The 20,554-nt window shown below is 65.8% G+C and carries 8 protein-coding genes; 2 read left to right on the top strand and 6 right to left on the bottom strand.

The window, feature by feature from the left end:
• Window positions 1–30 precede the first annotated feature (30 nt).
• Window positions 31–888: a pirin family protein gene (locus tag TSH64_RS23175; protein ID WP_109448592.1), complete on the bottom strand. Its 858-nt coding sequence runs from the start codon at window positions 886–888 to the stop codon at window positions 31–33.
• 178 nt (window positions 889–1,066) lie between these two features.
• The gene (locus tag TSH64_RS23170; protein ID WP_109448590.1) at window positions 1,067–2,500 is read right to left on the bottom strand and encodes an ammonium transporter; all 1,434 of its coding nucleotides are present in this window, start codon (window positions 2,498–2,500) and stop codon (window positions 1,067–1,069) included.
• A 672-nt stretch (window positions 2,501–3,172) separates the two neighbouring features.
• On the opposite strand from TSH64_RS23170, the gene glgC reads away from it, so the two are divergent.
• Both glgC and glgA read left to right on the top strand, forming a co-directional pair.
• Window positions 3,173–4,444, top strand: coding sequence for a glucose-1-phosphate adenylyltransferase (gene glgC, locus TSH64_RS23165; RefSeq protein ID WP_109448588.1), 1,272 nt, complete (start codon window positions 3,173–3,175; stop codon window positions 4,442–4,444).
• Window positions 4,445–4,583: 139 nt separating this feature from the next.
• Window positions 4,584–6,050 carry a glycogen synthase GlgA gene (gene glgA, locus TSH64_RS23160; RefSeq protein WP_109448586.1) on the top strand — a complete coding sequence of 489 codons (1,467 nt, stop codon included), beginning with the start codon at window positions 4,584–4,586 and terminating at the stop codon, window positions 6,048–6,050.
• Between the two features lie 250 nt (window positions 6,051–6,300).
• Here glgA and TSH64_RS23155 read toward each other — a convergent pair whose 3' ends face one another.
• The 4 genes from TSH64_RS23155 to TSH64_RS23140 all read right to left on the bottom strand — a co-directional run bounded on the left by TSH64_RS23155 (window position 6,301) and on the right by TSH64_RS23140 (window position 19,922).
• Complete coding sequence (locus TSH64_RS23155) at window positions 6,301–10,257, bottom strand: tetratricopeptide repeat protein (protein ID WP_109448584.1); 3,957 nt, start codon at window positions 10,255–10,257, stop codon at window positions 6,301–6,303.
• A 347-nt stretch (window positions 10,258–10,604) separates the two neighbouring features.
• On the bottom strand, window positions 10,605–13,298 hold the full coding sequence (ppdK, locus tag TSH64_RS23150; RefSeq protein ID WP_109448582.1) for a pyruvate, phosphate dikinase: 2,694 nt from the start codon (window positions 13,296–13,298) through the stop codon (window positions 10,605–10,607).
• A gap of 363 nt (window positions 13,299–13,661) precedes the next feature.
• Window positions 13,662–15,914, bottom strand: coding sequence for an EAL domain-containing protein (locus TSH64_RS23145; RefSeq protein ID WP_109448579.1), 2,253 nt, complete (start codon window positions 15,912–15,914; stop codon window positions 13,662–13,664).
• 255 nt (window positions 15,915–16,169) lie between these two features.
• On the bottom strand, window positions 16,170–19,922 hold the full coding sequence (locus TSH64_RS23140) for a vitamin B12-dependent ribonucleotide reductase (RefSeq protein WP_109448577.1): 3,753 nt from the start codon (window positions 19,920–19,922) through the stop codon (window positions 16,170–16,172).
• Window positions 19,923–20,554: the final 632 nt, after the last annotated feature.

The following is a 20,554-nucleotide window of genomic DNA, read 5'->3' as shown; positions in this document are numbered from 1 at the left end:
TGCAAGGAACGAGATGCCGCGCACCAGGGATCAGATGCGGCCTTCCTCGAAGTCGCGGAAGGCCTGCATCACCTCTTCCCGCGTGTTCATGACGAAGGGGCCGCCCCAGGCGATGGGCTCGCCGATGGGCTCGCCGGCCAGCAGCAGGAAGCGCGCGCCGTCAGCCCCGGCGACCGCCTCCACCCGCTCGCCGTCGCCCACCACGATCACCCGCGGCCCGGAAAGCGGAGCGTCGCCCCCGACAGCCAGCGTGCCCTCGAACAGCACCAGGAAGGCGGTGTGCCCGGCCGGCAGCGGCTCGGCGAAGGCCACCGACGGCGGCAGCGTCACGTCGAAATAGCGGGCGTCGGTCGCCTCGGCCCGCACCGGGCCCGCCGTGCCGCGGGCGGTGTCGCCGGCGATGACGGTGACGGTCGCCCCGTCCTCGCGCCGCTCCACCGGGATGGAGGCGGCCGGGAACTCCTGATAGCGCGGCTCGGTCATCTTCAGCCGGGCCGGCAGGTTGATCCACAGCTGGAAGCCGCGCATCAGCCCTTCGGTTTGCTCCGGCATCTCCGAATGGATCAGGCCGCGGCCGGCGGTCATCCACTGCACGCCGCCGGTCTCGATCACGCCCTCGTGCCCGTGGTTGTCGGCATGGCGCATGCGGCCGGCCAGCATGTAGGTCACCGTCTCGAACCCGCGGTGGGGATGGTCGGGGAATCCCGCCAGATAATCGGTCGGCTGGTCGGACCCGAACAGGTCCAGCATCAGGAAGGGGTCGAGCGTGCGCAGGCGGGGGCTGCCCAGCATGCGGGTCATGCTGACCCCGGCACCGTCGGAGGTGGCCATGCCCTCCACGGCGGCGAGCACCGGGCGGACACCGGGGGCGGCTGGCTTGGCGGACATGGCGGCAACTCCTGAGCGGATACAATGACAATGCACCACAGGTAGTCCCTCGCAGCCCCGCCGTGAAGCCGGCCCGCCCGCGCCACAGCGTTCCGCTCCGCGCAACAATCGGACACGAAAAAAGGCCGCCGGAAAACCGGCGGCCTTTTCGCGAGAGACCCGTGGGAAAGGGATGTTCTTAGTGGATGCTCTCGCCATGCAGGGCGAGGTCGAGACCGTCGCGCTCCACATCCTCTTCGACGCGCAGGCCCATGACCACATCGACGACCTTCAGCAGGACGAAGGTGGCGACGGCGCACCAGACCATGGTGTAGAGGACGCCCTGGACCTGGATCCAGACGGCGGCGGCGTTGCCTTCCAGCAGGCCCAGCGTGGCCTTCGGGTCGGCCTGGAGGACGGAGGCGAAGCCGCCTTCGCTGTTGGACACCGACATCTTGGCGAAGACGCCGGTCAGGATGGCGCCGATCAGGCCGCCGACGCCGTGCACGCCGAAGGCGTCCAGGCTGTCGTCATAGCCCAGCATGTGCTTGAGGCTGGTGGCCGACCAGAAGCAGACCACGCCGGCGACGATGCCGATGACGATGGCGCCCGTCGGGTCGACGAAGCCGGCGGCCGGGGTCACCGCGACCAAGCCGGCGACGGCGCCGGAGATGATGCCGAGGATCGACGGCTTGCCCTTGACGATCCACTCTGCGAACAGCCAGCCCATGGCGGCACCGGCGGTGGCGATGTGCGTGGCGGCCAGCGCCATGCCGGCACGCGGACCGGCGGTCAGGGCCGAACCGGCGTTGAAGCCGAACCAGCCAACCCACAGCAGCGAGGCGCCGATCAGCGACAGCACCAGGTTGTGCGGCATGAAGGCTTCCTTCGGGTAGCCCTTGCGCTTGCCGATCACCAGCGCTGCGACCAGGCCGGCGACGCCAGCGTTGATGTGCACGACCGTGCCGCCGGCGAAGTCCAGCACGCCCAGGCCGAACAGGAAGCCCGACGGGTACCAGACCCAGTGGGCGATCGGCGCATAGACCACGATCGACCACAGCGCGGTGAAGACCAGCAGGGAGGAGAACTTCATGCGGTCGGCGAAGGCGCCGGTGATCAGGGCCGGGGTGATGATCGCGAAGGTCATCTGGAACATCATGAAGACCGGCTCGGGGATCGTCGTCGCGACGCCCGAGCCCGTCGCCTCGCCCAGCACGAAGGCCTTCGAGAAGTCGAGCCCGTTGAGGAACAGCCGGTCGAGACCGCCGACATAGGCACCGGTGCCGGTGAAGGCCAGGCTGTAGCCGATCACGTACCACAGGACGCTGATCAGGCAGGTGATGGCGAAGCTCTGCATCACCGTCGCCAGCACGTTCATCTTGCGGACCATGCCGCCGTAGAACAGCGCCAGGCCGGGGATGGTCATCATCAGCACCAGCGCGGTGGAGATGAGCATCCAGGCGGTGTCGCCGCCATTCAGCGCCGGAGCCGCCGGCGCGGCAGCAGCGGCGGCAGCCGCAGCCGCGGCAGCGGCGGCAGCCGCCGGATCCTGGGCAAGGGCTGCGGCCGGCATGCCGACCGCGCCCAGAGCAACCGCCATCATCGGTGCGGCCATAAGGAACAGACGGTTCATCGAGGCTCCTCTTTCTCCAAAATCGCTCCCACCCCCTTACGGCCGGCGCGGCACCGGAGGTGTTCCGCGCTCAAGCCACCGCACTGGGGCGACCCCGTCCCGGTCGCCCCGTCCCCGGCAAAGACGGGGCGGCGGACGGGACCAAGGACGCTTCCAGCGTTACAAGAAGCGTGCCAGTCGAAAACGGCTTGGAATCGTCAGGGTTGTCCCGGGCCGGGACATCCGAACGGGCACCCTCCTACGAGTCGCACCCGGTGTTTGCACAGGAAACAGGCAGATTTCGGAACCGACATTTCGCCGCAAATTCCGGGCTTTCGACCGAACGGCAGGGCCGGCAGCCCGTTTTGAGCCCGTGTCTGCCCGGCATTCTGGCTGCCATTCCGGCAGATGATGAAAATTTGGGCAGGACATGGCCCGAAAGCCGCCCATTGCGGCGGCATCGCAGCGGTGCCGGCGCAACACCCTACCTCTTCCATCCAGTCCGTTTGGAGGGGCGGGGCATACGCCCACCTTTCCTCCTAGGACTGGGAAGCACTCTTGCGGCGGGTAAGCCGATGCCAACCGTCCGCCGCGCCTATTGGACATGGCGGCGAGATGTGGCACCGTCAACGCCTCCATATGGATTGGCCGCAGCCGAGCGGCCGCAAGAATAAGGCAAAGGGGGTAACGGCCATGCTCGACAAACGGGATCTGCGCCTCGCACCGCGACGTGCGGTGGCGCTGGTGCTGGCCGGGGGACGCGGAAGCCGTCTGAAGCAGCTGACCGACCGGCGGGCCAAGCCGGCCACATATTTCGGCGGCAAGTACCGCATCATCGACTTCGCGCTGTCCAACTGCGTCAACTCCGGCTTCCGCCGCATCGGCGTGCTGACGCAGTACAAGTCTCACAGCCTTCTGCGCCATCTCCAGCGCGGCTGGAACGTCTTCCGCGGCGAGATGAACGAGTTCTGCGACCTGCTGCCGGCGCAGCAGCGCGTCAGCGAGACGGAGTGGTACCAGGGCACCGCCGACGCCGTGTACCAGAACCTCGACATCCTGCGCGACCACGAGCCGGAATATGTCCTGATCCTGGCCGGCGACCACATCTACAAAATGGATTACGGCGCGCTGCTGCTCGACCACATCGACCGCAAGGCCGACGTCACCGTCCCCTGCATCGCCGTCCCGCGCGACCAGGCGACCGGTTTCGGCGTGATGCACATCGACGAGGAGCGCCGCATCATCGACTTCGTCGAGAAGCCGGCCGACCCGCCGCCGATGCCCGGCCGCCCCGACATGGCGCTGGCCAGCATGGGCATCTATGTCTTCAATGCCCAGTTCCTCTACGAGCAGTTGGAGCGCGACGTCGCCACCCCCGGCTCCAGCCGCGATTTCGGCAAGGACATCATCCCGCATCTGGTGAAGACCGGGGCGCGAATCATCGCCCACGACTATGCCGACAGCGCCATCATCGACGCGCCGGACGACGCCCCCTACTGGCGCGACGTTGGCACCATCGACGCCTATTGGGAGGCCAACCTCGACCTCTGCCACGTCACGCCGCAGTTGAACATGTACAACCGCGACTGGCCGATCTTCACCTATCAGGAACAGCTCCCCCCCGCCAAGTTCGTCTTCGACGACGAGAACCGGCGCGGCACGGCGATCGACAGCCTGGTGTCGGGCGGCTGCATCATCTCCGGCTCCACCGTGCGCCGCTCGCTGCTGTTCAGCTCGGTCCGCGTCAACTCCTACAGCGAGCTGCACGAGGCGGTGGTCCTGCCGGAATGCGACATCGGCCGCCATTGCCGCCTGAAGAAGGTGGTGATCGACCGCGGCGTCAGCATCCCCAACGGCCTCGTCGTCGGCGAGGACGCGGAGCTGGACGCCAAGCGCTTCCACCGCAGCGAGGGCGGCGTCGTCCTGATCACCCGCGAGATGATCGAGAAGCTGCCGAAGGAGTAAGGCGGCATTTCGCCGCCCTCCCCTGCCCCATGGCCCGCGCCGATGCGGTCCGGCTCCCCACCGGACCCGCATCGGCGCTATACCATGTCCACACCCTCCCGCCTTTCACCCCTCCCGCCTATCGCCGAGTGCCTTCCCGATGCGCGTCCTCTACGTCACGTCCGAATGCTACCCGATGGTCAAGACGGGGGGGCTGGCCGACGTGTCCGCCGCCCTGCCGCCGGCCCTGAACGCCGCCGGCGCCGATGTCCGCCTGCTGCTGCCGGGCTATCCCGCCGTCCTGAACAGTTTGCAGAACCTGCATGAGGTCGGCGACCTGATCACCGACCTGCCCGGCTGCGACCGCGCCCAGCTGTGCATCGGCCGCACCGCCGACGGGGTTCTCGCCTATGCGCTGAAGGCGCCGTCGCTGTACGACCGTCCCGGCAACCCCTATCTCGGGCCGGACGGCAAGGACTGGGCCGACAACGCCCTGCGCTTCGCCGCACTCGCCTGGGTCGCCGCCGGCTTCGCGGCGGAGAAATCCTACGATCCCTGGTGGCGGCCCGACATCCTGCACGGCCATGACTGGCAGGCGGCGCTGATCCCCGCCTATCTGACCCTGCGCCCCGACCGTTTCGCCGGCCCCTTCCGCCCCGGCACGGTGCTGACCATCCACAACATCGCCTATCAGGGCCTGTTCGGCCCCTGGATGATGGGCGACCTCGGCCTGCCCTCCTCCAGCTTCCGCGTCGATGGCGTCGAGTATTACGGCAACATCAGCTTCCTGAAGGCCGGTTGCTTCTATGCCGACCGCCTGACCACGGTCAGCCCGACCTACGCCAACGAGATCCAGACCGCCGAGCACGGCACCGGCCTGCAAGGGCTGCTCGCCACCCGCTCCGACGTGCTGACCGGCATCCTGAACGGCGTCGATTACGCGGTGTGGGATCCGGCGACCGACCCGCATCTGCCCGCCCGCTACACCCCCGACGACCTTGGTGGTAAGGACGCCTGCAAGGCCGACCTGCAATCCGCCTTCGGCCTGGACCGCCGCGCTGACGCGCCGCTGGCCGCCGTGGTCAGCCGCCTGACCTGGCACAAGGGCCTCGACCTGGTGCTGGAGGCGGCGGGCCAATGGGTGTCCTGGGGCGGCCAACTGGTGGTCCTGGGCAGCGGCGATGCCTCCAGCGAGGCCGGGTTCCGCCAGCTTGCCCAGTGGCATCCGCAGTCCATCGGTGTGCGCATCGGCTATGACGAGCCGCTGTCCCACCGCATCCAGGCCGGTGCCGACCTGTTCCTGGTGCCGTCGCGGTCGGAGCCCTGCGGCCTGACCCAGCTCTACGCCCTGAAATACGGCACCCTGCCGCTGGTCCGCCGCACCGGCGGCCTCGCCGACACGGTGATCGACGCCAACCCGGCGGCGAGCGCCGACGGCAGCGCGACGGGATTCCAGTTCGTCAACGCGACGGGGCAGGAACTGGTGTGGGCGCTGCGCCGGGCGATGAGCGTCTACCGCAAGCCCGACCGCTGGCAGGCGATGCAGCGCCGCGCCATGACGCGGGACTTCGGCTGGCACGGGCCGGCGGAGGAGTACATGGAGCTGTATCGGGGGCTTGGGCGTTAGGCTGAGGCCGCGTTATCAGTTTTGTAAAGAACTCAAATCTTACGAAATCTCGCTCTGGGAGGAGATAGGTGCACAACTAAAAGGAGAACATTGAGCAAGCGAGGTAAGGGGGCCGGACAGTTTCATTACTCCTATTATTATTATTGCGACTCACATGTGTTCGAACCTGCCTATGAGCCTCCCAACCGCGCGTCGCCAGCGATTGCCCTGAAATATTTACATCAGACACCTAAATGATTAAAAATTTCAGTCAGTCAGACGGCAAGTTAGCAATGAATTCTTGAACGGTCTCGGCTGCATTAGTCCAACGAAGTTGGATGTATATCTCTAAAGACCGATTAGCAATGGCACGAGCCTCACCATACTGCTCAAAGGCCTCTAGCAACTGCGCCAAATCGAATCCAACCGTAGCTATTCCATCGGCTTGACCGATTTCTTTCAGGATCCGATAGGAAAATATTAGATCTTCCAAAGCAGATTCGAACTCTCCATCTTCGATTTCTGGTTTGTCCAAGCGAAGTATCGCCCTGGACCACCGACAATTAGCTTGCCCGTCTAAATCACTTAGTTGCTCGTAGATTGCAAGCCGCTCATCGTGCAGAGATAGGGCCTCATCCACAAAACCAAGGCCAGCCCTTAAACGCGCGATGTCTCCAAGCGCTACGGCACGCGACTGTACATCGCCAAGCTGCTCGTAGATCGCAAGCCGCTCATGGTGCAAAGTCAGCGCCTCATCTACAAAGCCACGACCAGCTTTTAAACGCGCAATGTCTCCAAGTGTTACAGCTCGTGACCGTATATCGCCAAGATCAGTGACAACCTCAAGTTTTTCCCCTTGTAGAGAAAGCGCCTCGTCCACAAAGCCACGGGCGGCCGTTAAACGTGCAATGTCACCGAGCGTCACAGCTCGTGACCTTACATCTCCAAGTTGCTGGTAAATCGCAAGCCCCTCCTCATGGAGAGAAAGCGCCTCGTCCACAAAACCACGATCAGCTTTTAAACGCGCGATATCTCCTAACGCAGCAGCTCGAGCCCAGACATCTCCGAGCTTGCTAACAATTGCAAGCCTTTCCTGGTGTAATGACAATGCTTCATCCGTAAATCCACGTTTGGCTTTCAGGCGAGCAATATCTCCTAGCGCAACCGCCTGACCCTGTGCATCGCCAATATCATTAACTATTTCCAAAATCTCTTGATAAAGAGACAATGCATCATCCCAGCACCCAACATTAGTTTTCAGGCGAGCGATATCTCCCAATATAACTGATCGCCCTTGCACATCACCAAGGTCTGTAACTATTTCCAGAATCTCATGATAAAGAGAAAGCGCATCATCCAAATATCCGCGATTGGCTTTCAGACGAGCAATTTCTCCTAGCGTAACCGCTCGACCTTGCATGTCGCCAAGCTCATTAACCAGGCTAAGCGCTTCATCATATAGTGATAATGCCTCGACGACAAAACCACGATTAGCCTTTAAGCGCGCGATTTCTCCCAATACGATGGCGCAAGAGCGCTTATTTCCCTGATCTCGGTAAAGCTCAAGATTAATATTGAATACTTCTAGAGCCTGCTCGGGTTTACCATCCTGAGCCAACAGTCGCGCATACTCTGTACGAATTCCTCCTAAATCATTGGAACCGGCAACCTCACTCAACCTTTCCATTGCTCGTCCCAAACATTTATGGGCGAACCCAGCATCACCAGTCAATAATGTGGCTCTGGCTACTTGTCGCAGTAGCTGCACGGGCGGCGACAAGCCACCGCCCTCGATCAACATAATTGAGCAGCGGCCCATTTCAGCCGCTCTACGATAACGATGCGTCTCAATCAGATAACAAATAGTATGATGCGCAGCCGCCTGTAGCACATTTCTGTCACCGGCTCGCAACGCTAGCTCTGTCAGCACTACATCGGCCTCAAATGGCCGCTTACCATCATCCTCCCATTCGAGGAACAGCGCCGGCAGCAACGCCCGCGCGATGTCCGCAGTCTCGGTCTCGGTCATCGACTCCAGCGCCACTATGCGGGGAGTCAGCAAGTGGCAGGCAGCGGCCGCCGGCCGGTCCGGCTCCACCACGTCGCGGAACAGGTCGAACACCGACAGCGACAGCAGCCGGTCGAACGCCGCATCCGCCATCCCGACATGGCGAGCCAGAACCGACAAGGCTGGTAGCGGCAGCGGCAGTTCGATGCCGGCGACGGCACGCAACAGCCGCCGCCCGTCCGCATCGACGCATTCCCACAGCGTGTCCAGCATCAGATGGTCGAGCCGCTCGGCACACTCCGCGTCGTCCGGCCGTTCGGTGCCGGCCAGCCAACCGTCCAGCGCCGCCACCGCCCGCTCCGCCTTGTCCGGGGCGCTCAACGCCAGTGCGATCAGCAGATCCTGAAGCCCCGGATTGCCCCGCGCCGCCTCCATACAACGCTCCAGCAGATCATCGGCGAGATCGCCCGATTTGCAGTCGCGCAGCCGGCTCGTGGCTTGTTTCAGACGGGTGCCGGTATCGAAGGGATGAAGCGGGATTTCCTCCAATGTCCCTTTCAGCCGTTCCGCCAGGGCGAAGCGGAACCGGCAGGTGATCAGCAGCGCGCTGTCGCCCGAGGACTCGACGAAGGCACGCAGCAGTGCCTCCAGCACCGGCAGCGCCGCGACCTTCACCGTCGGACGGCCGGTGGCCGATAGGTCCAGGCATTGTTCGAAATCGTCCAGCACCAGCAGGACCGGCTCATCCCGCAACGGCCCTTCCAGCACGCGGCGCATGGCGGCGTGGATCGCATCCGGCCGGCCGCGCAAAACCGCCGGGTCCAGCCCCAGCCGGTCATTGAAACCGGGACGGGCAACGGCCAGCGCTTCCCACACAGAATCGATGTCGCAGGCGCCATAGACCACCGCCGGCTCATGCCCGGTCATCCGGTCGGCGATGCGGGCGGCGAGGCTAGATTTTCCCAGATGTCCGGCGCCATGCAGCAGCAGCCCGGCACAGCCGCGCGGCCGGTCGCGCAGGACACGCAGGGCACGCTGCACCTCGCGTCGCCGGCCGACGAAGCCGGTGCGGCCGACCACCGGCACCTTCCTGTTGTTGCCGAAAAAGCGACTTTCGGCATGGTCGAACGGCCGCTGCCGCCGCCGCGCCCGTGGCCGGCATAGGGCGCCGCCGCCATCGCCGCTCAGGAACAGCCGGGCGAGGTGCCAGTGGGGCAGACGGTTCTGCCCGTTCGGCGGCGCCAGCATTGCGCGACGGGCGGAGAAAGCCGCCGCCTCCAGCCGGTCACCGCCAGCGATCCGCTGATAGAGTGCCGCGGCGAAGGCGCTGGCGTTGCTGTCATAGACCGATCCGGCCCAGCCGATGGCCGCCGGCTGTCCCGCCGCCATCATCGGCAGGATGAATGGATCGACCCCGGCGGCATCCGCCGCCGTCTCACAGGCCGACAGGAACAGCAGGCGCGGGCGACGGTCCGGCCCCAGGGCGTCGAGGAAGACCACCGGGTCGATGGCGTCGCAGGCGCCAAGCTCATCCTCCAGAGCCAGCATCGGCGGTGTGCCGTCCCGGCCGGCAAGGCCATGGCAGGACAGATGCAGCACCTCCACCGGCCATTCCAGGCTGAGGCGCTCGCGCAGGTCGTCCAGCGTTCCGCCATCCTCGACCACCAGATCCAGCGGCAGGCGTCCGGCGCTCTTGAGGATTGCCACCTCCTCCTGCTCCACCCAAAGCTCGCTCTCCCCCTGCGGCGTCGCCGACAGGAACAGGATGGTCAGGGCGTGATCGTCGGCGGGCGGACGGGAGGGCGCCGCAATCCCGACACGACGTATCGGGCAAAAGCCAAGCGTCGCGTCGGCGGCCAGGAAGCCCTTGGCGGTCGCCAGGATTTCCCAGGGTAGGGACAGAAAGTCGGACGCGCCGTCCTGCTCCGGATCCTCGGCGACGAATTCGATTTCCAGCGGCCTTGCCGCACCGGGGCGCAGCAGGCCGGACAGCCAGCGCTCCGCCCCATCCAGCCAGTCGGCGATCTCCCGCCCCAGCGCCAGCAGATCGGCCTCGCCATGGTTCGTCTTGGCGCCCTGTTCCAGGATATCCGAATAGCGGTTCAGCCAATCGCCGATGCGCTGCCGGTCTGTGGCGGTCAAGGACCGTGGCGCCGTGCGGCGCCCGTTCGCCTCTTCATGGACGATGGCATCGGAATGGTGGAGGAAACGAACGCGCATCGCCGGGCCTTCAGCCTTTTGCCGTGTCCTTCACCTTCACACTTCCACCCTTGGGAGATCAAGATGGGCATTTCGCCACGCTGGGCTTATAATCCCAGACATCATCTGCCAGGACTCCGCCAACAGCAGGAGTGAACACTGAACACCCCCCGGAAAACCGTTCCAACCTGTTCCAAACGTTCCATCCGACCACCGTTCCCCATGCCCGGCGGCCCCGCGTGGAACAGTGAACAGTCCCCCAAAAACCGTTCCAACCTGTTCCACCCAACTAAACCCGCCCCCAAAGCGAAACGGCCCACTTCCCTTGCGGGAAGAGGGCCGTCGTCGTTTCAGCTACCCGGTTCGGCTCAGTCGCGCTTGACCGTGTCGCTGTTCAGCGCCGCCTGCGCCGCCGCCAGACGGGCGATCGGCACGCGGTAGGGCGAGCAGGAGACATAGGTCAGCCCGATCTTCTCGCAGAAGGAGATCGAGGCCGGGTCGCCGCCATGCTCGCCGCAAATGCCGAGCTTGATGTCCGGACGGACCTTGCGGCCGCGCTCGGTGGCGATCTCCACCAGTTCGCCGACGCCGGTGACGTCCAGCGACTGGAACGGGTCCTGCTCCAGGATGCCCTGGCGCTGGTACTCCGGCAGGAAGCTGCCGGCGTCGTCGCGCGACAGGCCCAGCGTGGTCTGGGTCAGGTCGTTGGTGCCGTAGCTGAAGAACTCGGCCGATTCGGCGATCTCGCCGGCCTTCAGGGCCGCGCGCGGGATCTCGATCATCGTGCCGGTCAGATACTCCACCGCGACACCGGTCTCGGCCTTCACCTGCTCGGCGGCGCGGTCGATCACCGCCTTGAGGATGTCGAACTCCTTGCGGGTGATGATCAGCGGGATCATCACTTCCGGAATGACGGCCTCGCCGGTGGTCTTGGCAACCTCGGCGGCGGCGGCGAAGATGGCGCGGGCCTGCATCTCGTAGATCTCGGGGTACGAGATGCCCAGACGGCAGCCGCGATGGCCCAGCATCGGGTTCGCTTCATGCAGCTGGATGGTGCGGTGGCGCACCCGCAGCGGATCGGTGCCGGTGGCCTCGGCGACCTCCGCCATGTCCTCTTCGGTGTTCGGCAGGAACTCGTGCAGCGGCGGGTCGAGCAGGCGGATCGTCACCGGCAGGCCGGTCATGATCGTGAACAGATCGACAAAGTCCTTCTTCTGGAAGGGCTCCAGCTTGGCGAGCGCCTTGCGGCGGCCGGCCTCGTCCTCCGCCAGGATCATCTCGCGGACGGCCAGGATGCGCTCCGGGTCGAAGAACATGTGCTCGGTGCGCGACAGGCCGATGCCCTCGGCGCCGAACTTCCGCGCGGTGCGGGCGTCCAGCGGGGTCTCGGCGTTGGCGCGGATCTTCATCCGGCGGATCTTATCGGCCCAGCCCATCAGGGTGGCGAAGTCGCCCGACAGCTCCGGCTGGATCGTCGGAACCTCGCCCAGCATCACCTCGCCGGTGGAGCCGTCGATGGTCAGGATGTCGCCTTCCTTGACGGCGACGCCGCGGACCGACATCTGCTTGGTCTTGTAGTCGATGCGCAGGTCGCCGGCGCCCGACACGCAGGCACGGCCCATGCCGCGGGCCACCACCGCCGCGTGGCTGGTCATGCCGCCGCGGCTGGTCAGGATGCCGCGGGCGGCATGCATGCCGTGGATGTCCTCGGGCGAGGTCTCGATGCGGCAGAGGATCACCGACTCGCCCTTGCCGGCCATCTGCTCAGCCTCGTCGGCGGTGAAGACCACCTTGCCCGAGGCCGCACCGGGGGAGGCCGGCAGGCCCTTGGCGATGATCTTGCGGTCGGCCTTGGGGTCCAGCGTCGGGTGCAGCAGCTGGTCGAGCGAGGCCGGATCGATGCGGCGGACCGCCTCGTTCTGGTCGATGACGCCCTCGTTCGCCAGATCGACGGCGATCTTCAGCGCGGCCGGCGCGGTGCGCTTGCCGTTGCGGGTCTGCAGCATGAACAGCTTGTTCTGCTGGACCGTGAACTCGATGTCCTGCATGTCGCGGTAGTGCTTCTCCAGCTTGAGGCGGACCTCGTTCAGCTGGTTGAACACCTCCGGCATCACCTCCTCCATGGCGGGGAGGTCGGACTTGTTGGCGATCTTGCCGGCGACGGTCAGGTGCTGCGGCGTGCGGATGCCGGCGACGACGTCCTCGCCCTGGGCATTGACCAGATACTCGCCGTAGAAGGCGTTCTCGCCGGTCGACGGGTTGCGGGTGAAGGCCACGCCGGTGGCGCAGTCGTTGCCCATGTTGCCGAAGACCATGCACTGCACGTTGACCGCGGTGCCCCAGTCGGCCGGGATGTCGTGCAGCTTGCGGTAGGTGATGGCACGGGCGTTCATCCAGGAGCCGAACACGGCGCCGATGGCGCCCCACAGCTGCTCCTGCACGTCCTGCGGGAAGGGACGGCCCAGTTCGCGCTCGACCGCCTTCTTGTAGTCCTCGATCACCGCCTGCCAATCCTCGGCCGACAGGTCGGTGTCGAGGTTGTAAGACTTGTCGCGCTTGTGGTTGTCGAGGATGTCCTCGAAATGGTGATGCTCAACGTCGAGCACGACGTTGGAGTACATCTGGATGAAGCGGCGGTAGCTGTCGTAGGCGAAGCGGCCGTCGCCCGACCGCTTGGCGAGGCCGGCGGCGGTCGCGTCGTTCAGGCCCAGGTTCAGGACGGTGTCCATCATGCCCGGCATCGACGCGCGGGCGCCGGAACGGACCGACACCAGCAGCGGGTTGGCCTGATCGCCGAACTTGGCGTCCATCGCCTGTTCCAGCCGCGCGATGGCGGCGTTCACCTGCGTCGTCAGCTCCGGCGGATAGGAGCGTCCGTTGGCGTAGAAATAGGTGCACAGCTCGGTGGTGATCGTGAAGCCCGGCGGAACGGGCAGGCCAAGATTGGCCATCTCGGCCAGATTGGCGCCCTTGCCGCCCAGCAGGTTCTTCATATCGGCCCGTCCTTCGGTGGCACCGGCCCCGAAGCTGTAGACCCACTTGGATTCACCCTGGCTCGCCATCGCGGATTTCCTCTCGCCCCATGGTCGTCCGGCATGTGGGTGCTCCCCTTGTCTCCAACGACCGTTCCACCCTGCGGAAATCCGCCTGGCGAAACCCCGTGGTCAGTTTGCTTGACCGCACATGCCGCTGAGTGGACCTTCTATCGCCCCAAACGTTGGGACACAAGACAGTCGCGTGGTCTAGAACAGGATGACCTGCGCTTCACCGGCAAAGGGGCGTTGCGGCTATATCGTATTGCCCAGATCCTCGCCTGCATCGCCATTACTCCGGCGGATCCGCATAATACCGATTCGAATGGTGAATTGCGCCCGAAGTACCCCGTAAATCCAAAGAAAAACGGGACCATTTCCCCTGCAAATGTTTCAGATGCTGAAGCAAGCGTCGGCCGGACATTCGACCCAGTGCTTGCCTTCCCCCGCCAGCCAGCTCACGAGCGCCGCCGACGGCATCGGCCGGGCGAACAGATAACCCTGGCCGATGGCGCAGCCCTCCGCCTCCAGCATGCGGTGCTGGGCCTCGCGCTCCACCCCCTCCGCGACGACGGTCAGGCCCAGCGCCTCGCCGATCTGGATGATGGCGCGGACCAGGGGGCGGTTGGCGGCGTCGATGTCCAGTTCCTTGACGAAGCTGCGGTCGATCTTCAGTTCGCCGACCGGGAAGCGCTTCAGATAGCTCAAGGACGAATAGCCGGTACCGAAATCGTCGATGGAGAGGGTGACGCCCAGCGCGTGCAGGGCATCCAGCGCGTCATGGACGCCGATCTCCTCCGTCATCATCAGCCGTTCGGTGATCTCCAGCGTCAGATCGTTGGCCGGGATGCCGTTGGTGGCCAGCGCGGCGCGGACCTGATCCGGCAGGTCGCCGCGGGCGAAGCGGACGGCGGAGACGTTCACCGCCAGCCCGGGCACTGGCACCCCCGCCGCGCGCCAGCGGCCGAGCTGCGCCACCGATGTCTGCAACACCCAGCTGTCCAGCCGGTCGATCAGCCCGCACTCCTCGGCCAGCGGCACGAACTCCGCCGGCGACACCGCTCCCCAGCGCGGGTGGGTCCAGCGGATCAGCGCCTCCACCCGGTGCAGGCAGTTCGGCTTCAGCCGCAGCTGGGGCTGGTAATACAGCTCGAACGGCGCCTCGTCCTCCGGGCAGCCCGTCTCCTGCCGGTCCAGCGCCTCGCGCAGAGCCGCCTCCATCTCCAGCCGGCGGACCGCCTGCTCGTTCATGTCGCGGCGGAAGAAGTGGCAGCGGTTGCGGCCCGCCTGCTTGGCCCGGTACATCGCCGCGTCGGCCTGGCGCAGCAGCGTGTCGAAATCCATGCCGTCGTCGGGATGCACGGCGATGCCGATGCTGGCGGTCGGGGTCAGCGTCAGATCGGCCACCGTCACCGGCACCGCCAGGGCGGCAAGCACCCGCTCGGCCAGCAGCGAGGCATGTGCCGCGTCACAGCCCGGCAGCAACGCCACGAACTCGTCGCCGCCCAGCCGGGCCAGCGTGTCGCCCTCGATGAACAAGTGCTTCAGCCGGGTCGCCACCTCCACCAGCAGCCGGTCGCCGACCGCATGCCCCAGCGAGTCGTTGATGGTTTTGAAGCGGTCGATGTCCAGGAACATCAGCGTCACCGGCTGCCGGGTGCGCCCGGCAAGCGCCAGCGCCGCGGTGGCGCGGTCGGCCAGAAGCTGGCGGTTGGGCAGCCCGGTCAGCGTGTCGAAGTAGGCCAGCCGGTTGATCTCCGCCCGCGCCCGGTCATGTTCGATGGCGAGCGCGCACAGATGAACGCAGGCTTCCACCAGCCGGCGGTGAAAAGCGGCAACGGGGCGCGGATGGTGGTAATAGAGCGCGAAGCTGCCCAGCATGCGGGCGTCCCGCCCCTTGATCGGGTTGGACCAGCAGGCGGCCAGCCCATGGGCCAGCGCAATGTCGCGACGCTTGGCCCAGCGCGGATCGTCGGCGATATCGACGGACATCACCGCCTCACCCGCGCTCATCGCGCTGCCGCAGCAGCCGACGTCCGGCTCGATCGGAAGCCCGTCGATGTTGGCAGTGTAGCCGGCGGGCAGCGACGGGGCTGCGGCCACACGCATGCGGTTCTCGTCGTCGCGCAGCATCACCGAGCAGGCGACGTCCGGCGCGCAGGCCTCCACCTGCCGACAGAGGAAATCCAGGACCTGCTTCAGCGACCGGCCGGTCGCCACCAGTTCCAGGACATTCTGCTGCAGGCGGGCCACCGCCTCCGCCCGCTCGCGCTCGTCGAAGCTGCGCATCTCGCACAGAAGCAGCTCATCGTCCCCATCGGTCAGATGCTGCCAGAACAGATCGACCGGGACCGGGTCATGGCGGAGGATCCGCAAGGCGCCGGCACCGGGCGGCGGATGATCCCCCCGCGCACCGTCCCACACCGCTTGCCAGTCACGTCCGCCGAGATCGAGCAGGCTGGGCAGCGAGCGTCCGACCAGCGTCTCCAGGTGGAGGCCGGTCAGCCGGGCAAAGCCGGGGTTGGCACCGACGATGGCGCCGTCGACCGATGTCCAGACCAGGGCAGCGTTCCATTGCGCGGCGGTTGCCCGCAACAGGCGATCGGACGGCAGACGGTCGTCCAGCGCGGTCGCGGCCGAGTCCATGACCCCTGATCCCTCCGGACATGCTTCGGAAACGCCGCGTCGGCGCCCCGGGAGAGTCAGCTAACATGAACACACGCGGCACGGTCAAGGCTCGTCGCGCTTCGGCCAACTTGTTGCAGCCACACAAGAACGGTTCTAATCCGCCATCGCTGAAACCGTTCGTGCACAACAAAAAGGGAGGAAGCGGTTTCCCACTCCCTCCCCATCGTCATTGGCCTTCGGATGGCGCCCCCGGGGGGAGCGCCGTCCTCGGGATCAGCTGCAGCCGGTGGTCGACCCGCAGCTGTCGCACTTCAGGCAGGTGCCGTTGCGGACCAGGGTCATGTTGCCGCACTCGCCGCAGGGATCGCCCTCATAGCCGCGGGCGCGGGCCTCGCGGATGCGGTCGAAGCGCTGGTCGCTGGTGCTGCCGCCATAGGCCGTGCCGGTGGCCGCGGTGGCAGCGACATGGCCCTGCACAGTGGCGGCGGCAACCGCCGGGCTGGCCGACATGGCCGCCTGGGCGGACGCCTGAGTGCCGGCCGAGGCGGTGACGCTGACCGCCGCCGTATCGGTGCCGGTGGCGGCGAAGGCCGCTGCGGCGCTGGCACGCTGGACCTGACCGCCCGTCTGGCCGCCATGCAGGACGCGCAGGTTGTTGCGGACATAGCCCGTGGAGGCGATGCGGCGGACGATGTCGGACGGCTGCACCTGGGTGTCCGGCAGGTCGCCCTGCTTGTCACCACTGCCGACCGTCGACGGCACCAGATCCTCCGGCGTGGCGTGCGCCAGATCGGTGCGGTTCAGGTAGGAGATGGCGATCTCGCGGAAGATGTAGTCGATGATCGACGTCGCCATCTTGATGGTGTCGTTGCCGGTCACCATGCCCGACGGCTCGAAGCGCGTGAAGGTGAAGGCCTCCACGAACTCCTCGAGCGGAACGCCATACTGCAGGCCGATCGACACCGCGATGGCGAAGTTGTTCATCAGCGACCGGAAGGCGGCGCCTTCCTTGTGCATGTCGATGAAGATCTCGCCCAGGCGGCCATCCTCATACTCGCCGGTACGCAGGTACACCTTGTGGCCGCCGACATTGGCCTTCTGGGTGTAGCCCTTGCGGCGGTGGGGCAGACGCTCGCGCGAGCTGCTCTTCCGCTCGACCACCCGCTCGATCACCTTCTCGACGATGCGCTCGGTGACCATCTGGGCGCGGACGGCGGCAGGCGCCTCGATCATCGCATCGACCGCCTCGCCATCCTCCTCGTCGTCAAGCAGGGCGGCCTGCAGCGGCTGGCTCAGCTTGGAGCCGTCGCGGTAGAGCGCATTCGCCTTCAGGCCCAGGCGCCAGGACATCAGGTAGGCGTCCTTGCACTCGTCGACCGTCGCCGTGTTCGGCATGTTGATGGTCTTGGAGATGGCGCCGGAGATGAAGGGCTGCGCCGCCGCCATCATCGTGATGTGCGATTCCCAGGACAGGAAGCGCTTGCCGATGCGGCCGCAGGGGTTGGCGCAGTCGAACACCGACAGATGCTCGTCCTTCAGGAAGGGCGCGCCCTCCAGCGTCATGGCGCCACAGCAGAACGTGTTGGCCGCCTCGATTTGGGCCTTGGTGAAGCCGATGTGGCTCAGCAGGTCGAAGCCCGGGGCGTCCAGCGTCTCGGCCGGGATGCCCAGCGTCTGGGTGCAGAAGTCGGCACCGATGGTCCAGCGGTTGAAGACGAACTTGATGTCGAAGGCGGTGGCGAGGTTGCCCTCGAGCCGTTCCAGCAGCTCGGCGGTGAAACCCTTGGCCTTCAGCGACTCGTGGTTCACGCCGGGGGCGTTCTTCAGCGTGCCGTGGCCGACCGCATAGAGCGCGATCTCTTCGATCTGGTCCGGGGTGTAGCCGAGCGTCTTCAGCGCCTCCGGCACCAGACGGTTGACGATCTTGAAGTAGCCGCCGCCGGCCAGCTTCTTGAACTTCACCAGGGCGAAGTCGGGCTCGATTCCGGTGGTGTCGCAGTCCATCACCAGACCGATGGTGCCGGTCGGGGCGACCACGGTGGCCTGGGCGTTGCGGTAGCCGTGGGCCTCACCCAGTTCCAGCGCCTCGTCCCACACGCGGACGGCGGCGAGCGCCAGTTCCTGGTCCGGGCAGAGGTCGGCGACGAAGGGCACCGGCTCGACCGCAAGGCCCTCGTAGCCGTTCATCTCGCCGTTGGCGGCGCGGCGATGGTTGCGGATGACCCGCAGCATGTGGTCGCGGTTGGCCTCGAAGCCCGGGAAGGTGCCCAGCTCCTGCGCCATCTCGGCCGAGGTGGCATAGGCGACGCCGGTCATGACGGCGGAGATGCCGGCGCAGTAGGCGCGGCCCTCGTCCGAGTCGTAGGACAGGCCGGACGCCATCAGCAGGCCGCCGAGGTTGGCGAAGCCGAGGCCCAGCGTGCGGAACTCGTAGGAGAGCTGGGCGATTTCCTTCGACGGGAACTGCGCCATCAGCACGGAGATTTCCAGCACGATGGTCCACAGCCGGCAGGCATGCTCGAACGCCTCGACGTCGAAGGAACCGTCCTTCAGACGGAACGACATCAGGTTCAGCGACGCCAGATTGCAGGCGGTGTCGTCGAGGAACATGTATTCCGAGCACGGGTTCGAGGCGTTGATGCGCCCCGAGGCCGGGCAGGTGTGCCACTCGTTGATGGTGCTGTCGAACTGCACGCCCGGATCGGCGCAGGCCCAGGCGGCGTAGCCGACCTTGTCCCACAGGTCGCGGGCACGGACGGTCTTCACCACCTTGCCGTTGGTGCGGCCGATCAGGTTCCAGTCGGCATCGTCCAGCACCGCCTGCACGAACTCGTTGGAGATGCGCACGGAGTTGTTGGAGTTCTGGCCGGAGACCGTCAGGTAGGCTTCCGAATCCCAGTCGGTGTTGTAGGTCTTGAACTCGATCGAGGTGAAGCCCTGGCCGGCGAACTGGATCACGCGCTGGATGTAGTTCTCAGACACCTGATCCTTGCGGGCGGCGAGGATCGCCTTCTTGAGCTCCTTGTTTTCCTTCGGGTCCAGGCCCGACTGGGCGGCGGCCATCACCGACGTCAGGTGCTTCTGGCAGATCTTGGAGCCGGTCACGAGCGCTGCGACCTTCTGCTCCTCGTTCACCTTCCAGTCGATGTAGCCTTCGATGTCCGGGTGATCCATGTCCACCGTGACCATCTTGGCCGCACGGCGGGTGGTGCCGCCCGACTTGATGGCGCCGGCCGCGCGGTCGCCGATCTTCAGGAAGCTCATCAGGCCCGACGACTTGCCGCCGCCGGCCAGCTTCTCGCCCTCGCCGCGCAGACGGGAGAAGTTGGAGCCGGTGCCCGAGCCGTATTTGAACAGGCGGGCTTCACGCACCCACAGGTCCATGATGCCGCCTTCGTTCACCAGATCGTCGGCGACGGACTGGATGAAGCAGGCATGCGGCTGCGGATGCTCGTAGGCCGAGGCGGACGAGGTCAGCAGGCCGGTCTTGAAATCGACATAGAAGTGGCCCTGGCTCGGGCCGTCGATGCCATAGGCCCAGTGCAGGCCGGTGTTGAACCACTGCGGGCTGTTCGGGGCCGCCATCTGGGCGGCCAGCATGAAGCGCATCTCGTCGAAGAAGGTGTGCGCGTCGGCCTCGGTGTCGAAATAGCCGCCTTTCCAGCCCCAATAGGTCCAGGTGCCGGCCAGACGGTCGAAGACTTGGCGGGCCGAATGCTCACCGACGAAACGCTTTTCCTTCGGCAGGGCGGCCAGCTTCTCCTGGTCCGCCTCCTTGCGCCACAGCCAGGACGGGACGGTGTTCTCCTCCACGGCGCGGAGCGCTGCGGGGACGCCGGCCTTGCGGAAATACTTCTGGGCCAGGATGTCGCTGGCGACCTGAGAGAAGTTGTCCGGCACCTCGATGCCGGTCTGCTGGAAGACGATCGTCCCATCCGGGTTGCGGATCTCGCTGGTCGCCTGGCGGAAACCGAGGCTGGCGTAGGCGTCCTGGCCTTCGTGCGTGAAACGACGCTCAATCCGCATGATGAGACTGTCCCTTGCTTGGAGCCCGCCGCGGCGCGCTCAAATGGAAATATGGTGCGACCCGTCCCGTCGAAGCAGCCGGCGGTCTTCATCCGCCGTCCGGCCCGGCAACGCAGATGGCGCCGTGCAAACAGAGGGCTCGATGCCCGGCTGTCCGCCGTCGCCGCTGTGCTGCCGACCGGGGCCGCCGCTAGAGGCCGGCCGGGTCACGTGAGCGGCATCCTAGCCAGCGCAGCCGGGGCAAGCAAGCCCCACTCTGCTAGATATTGTGGTTGACATCACCGAACCCCTCAAAACCTTGATCTTGTGGTGTTCAACCCGTCACTGCGGATCCTGTTCCCGCCTGCCAAGCAATTTTTTCAGGGGCGGTGGCGGACCGCATCGCGGTCGTGAGGCACAAACTGTAGGCACTCAAATCACCGCCGATGCCGGATCGGACGGCGCCACGCCCCGATTAGAGCGCAAAACGCGGGCGATCACCAGTGCTTCGTTGCAGTGAAAATCAACATCTTGTTGCCTGTGCCCCATTGCACACACCACCGATTCGCTGCGCTTCGACTCGAGGCAAATTGGCGGAATCCAAGGGGCGACTCGAAAAAGGGGGTGAAGCAGCCCTCGAGTCGCCGCCGGTC

It is taken from the genome of Azospirillum sp. TSH64, from assembly GCF_003116035.1.
Lineage (GTDB): Bacteria > Pseudomonadota > Alphaproteobacteria > Azospirillales > Azospirillaceae > Azospirillum.
This window is presented reverse-complemented; position numbering and strand designations above follow the sequence as displayed.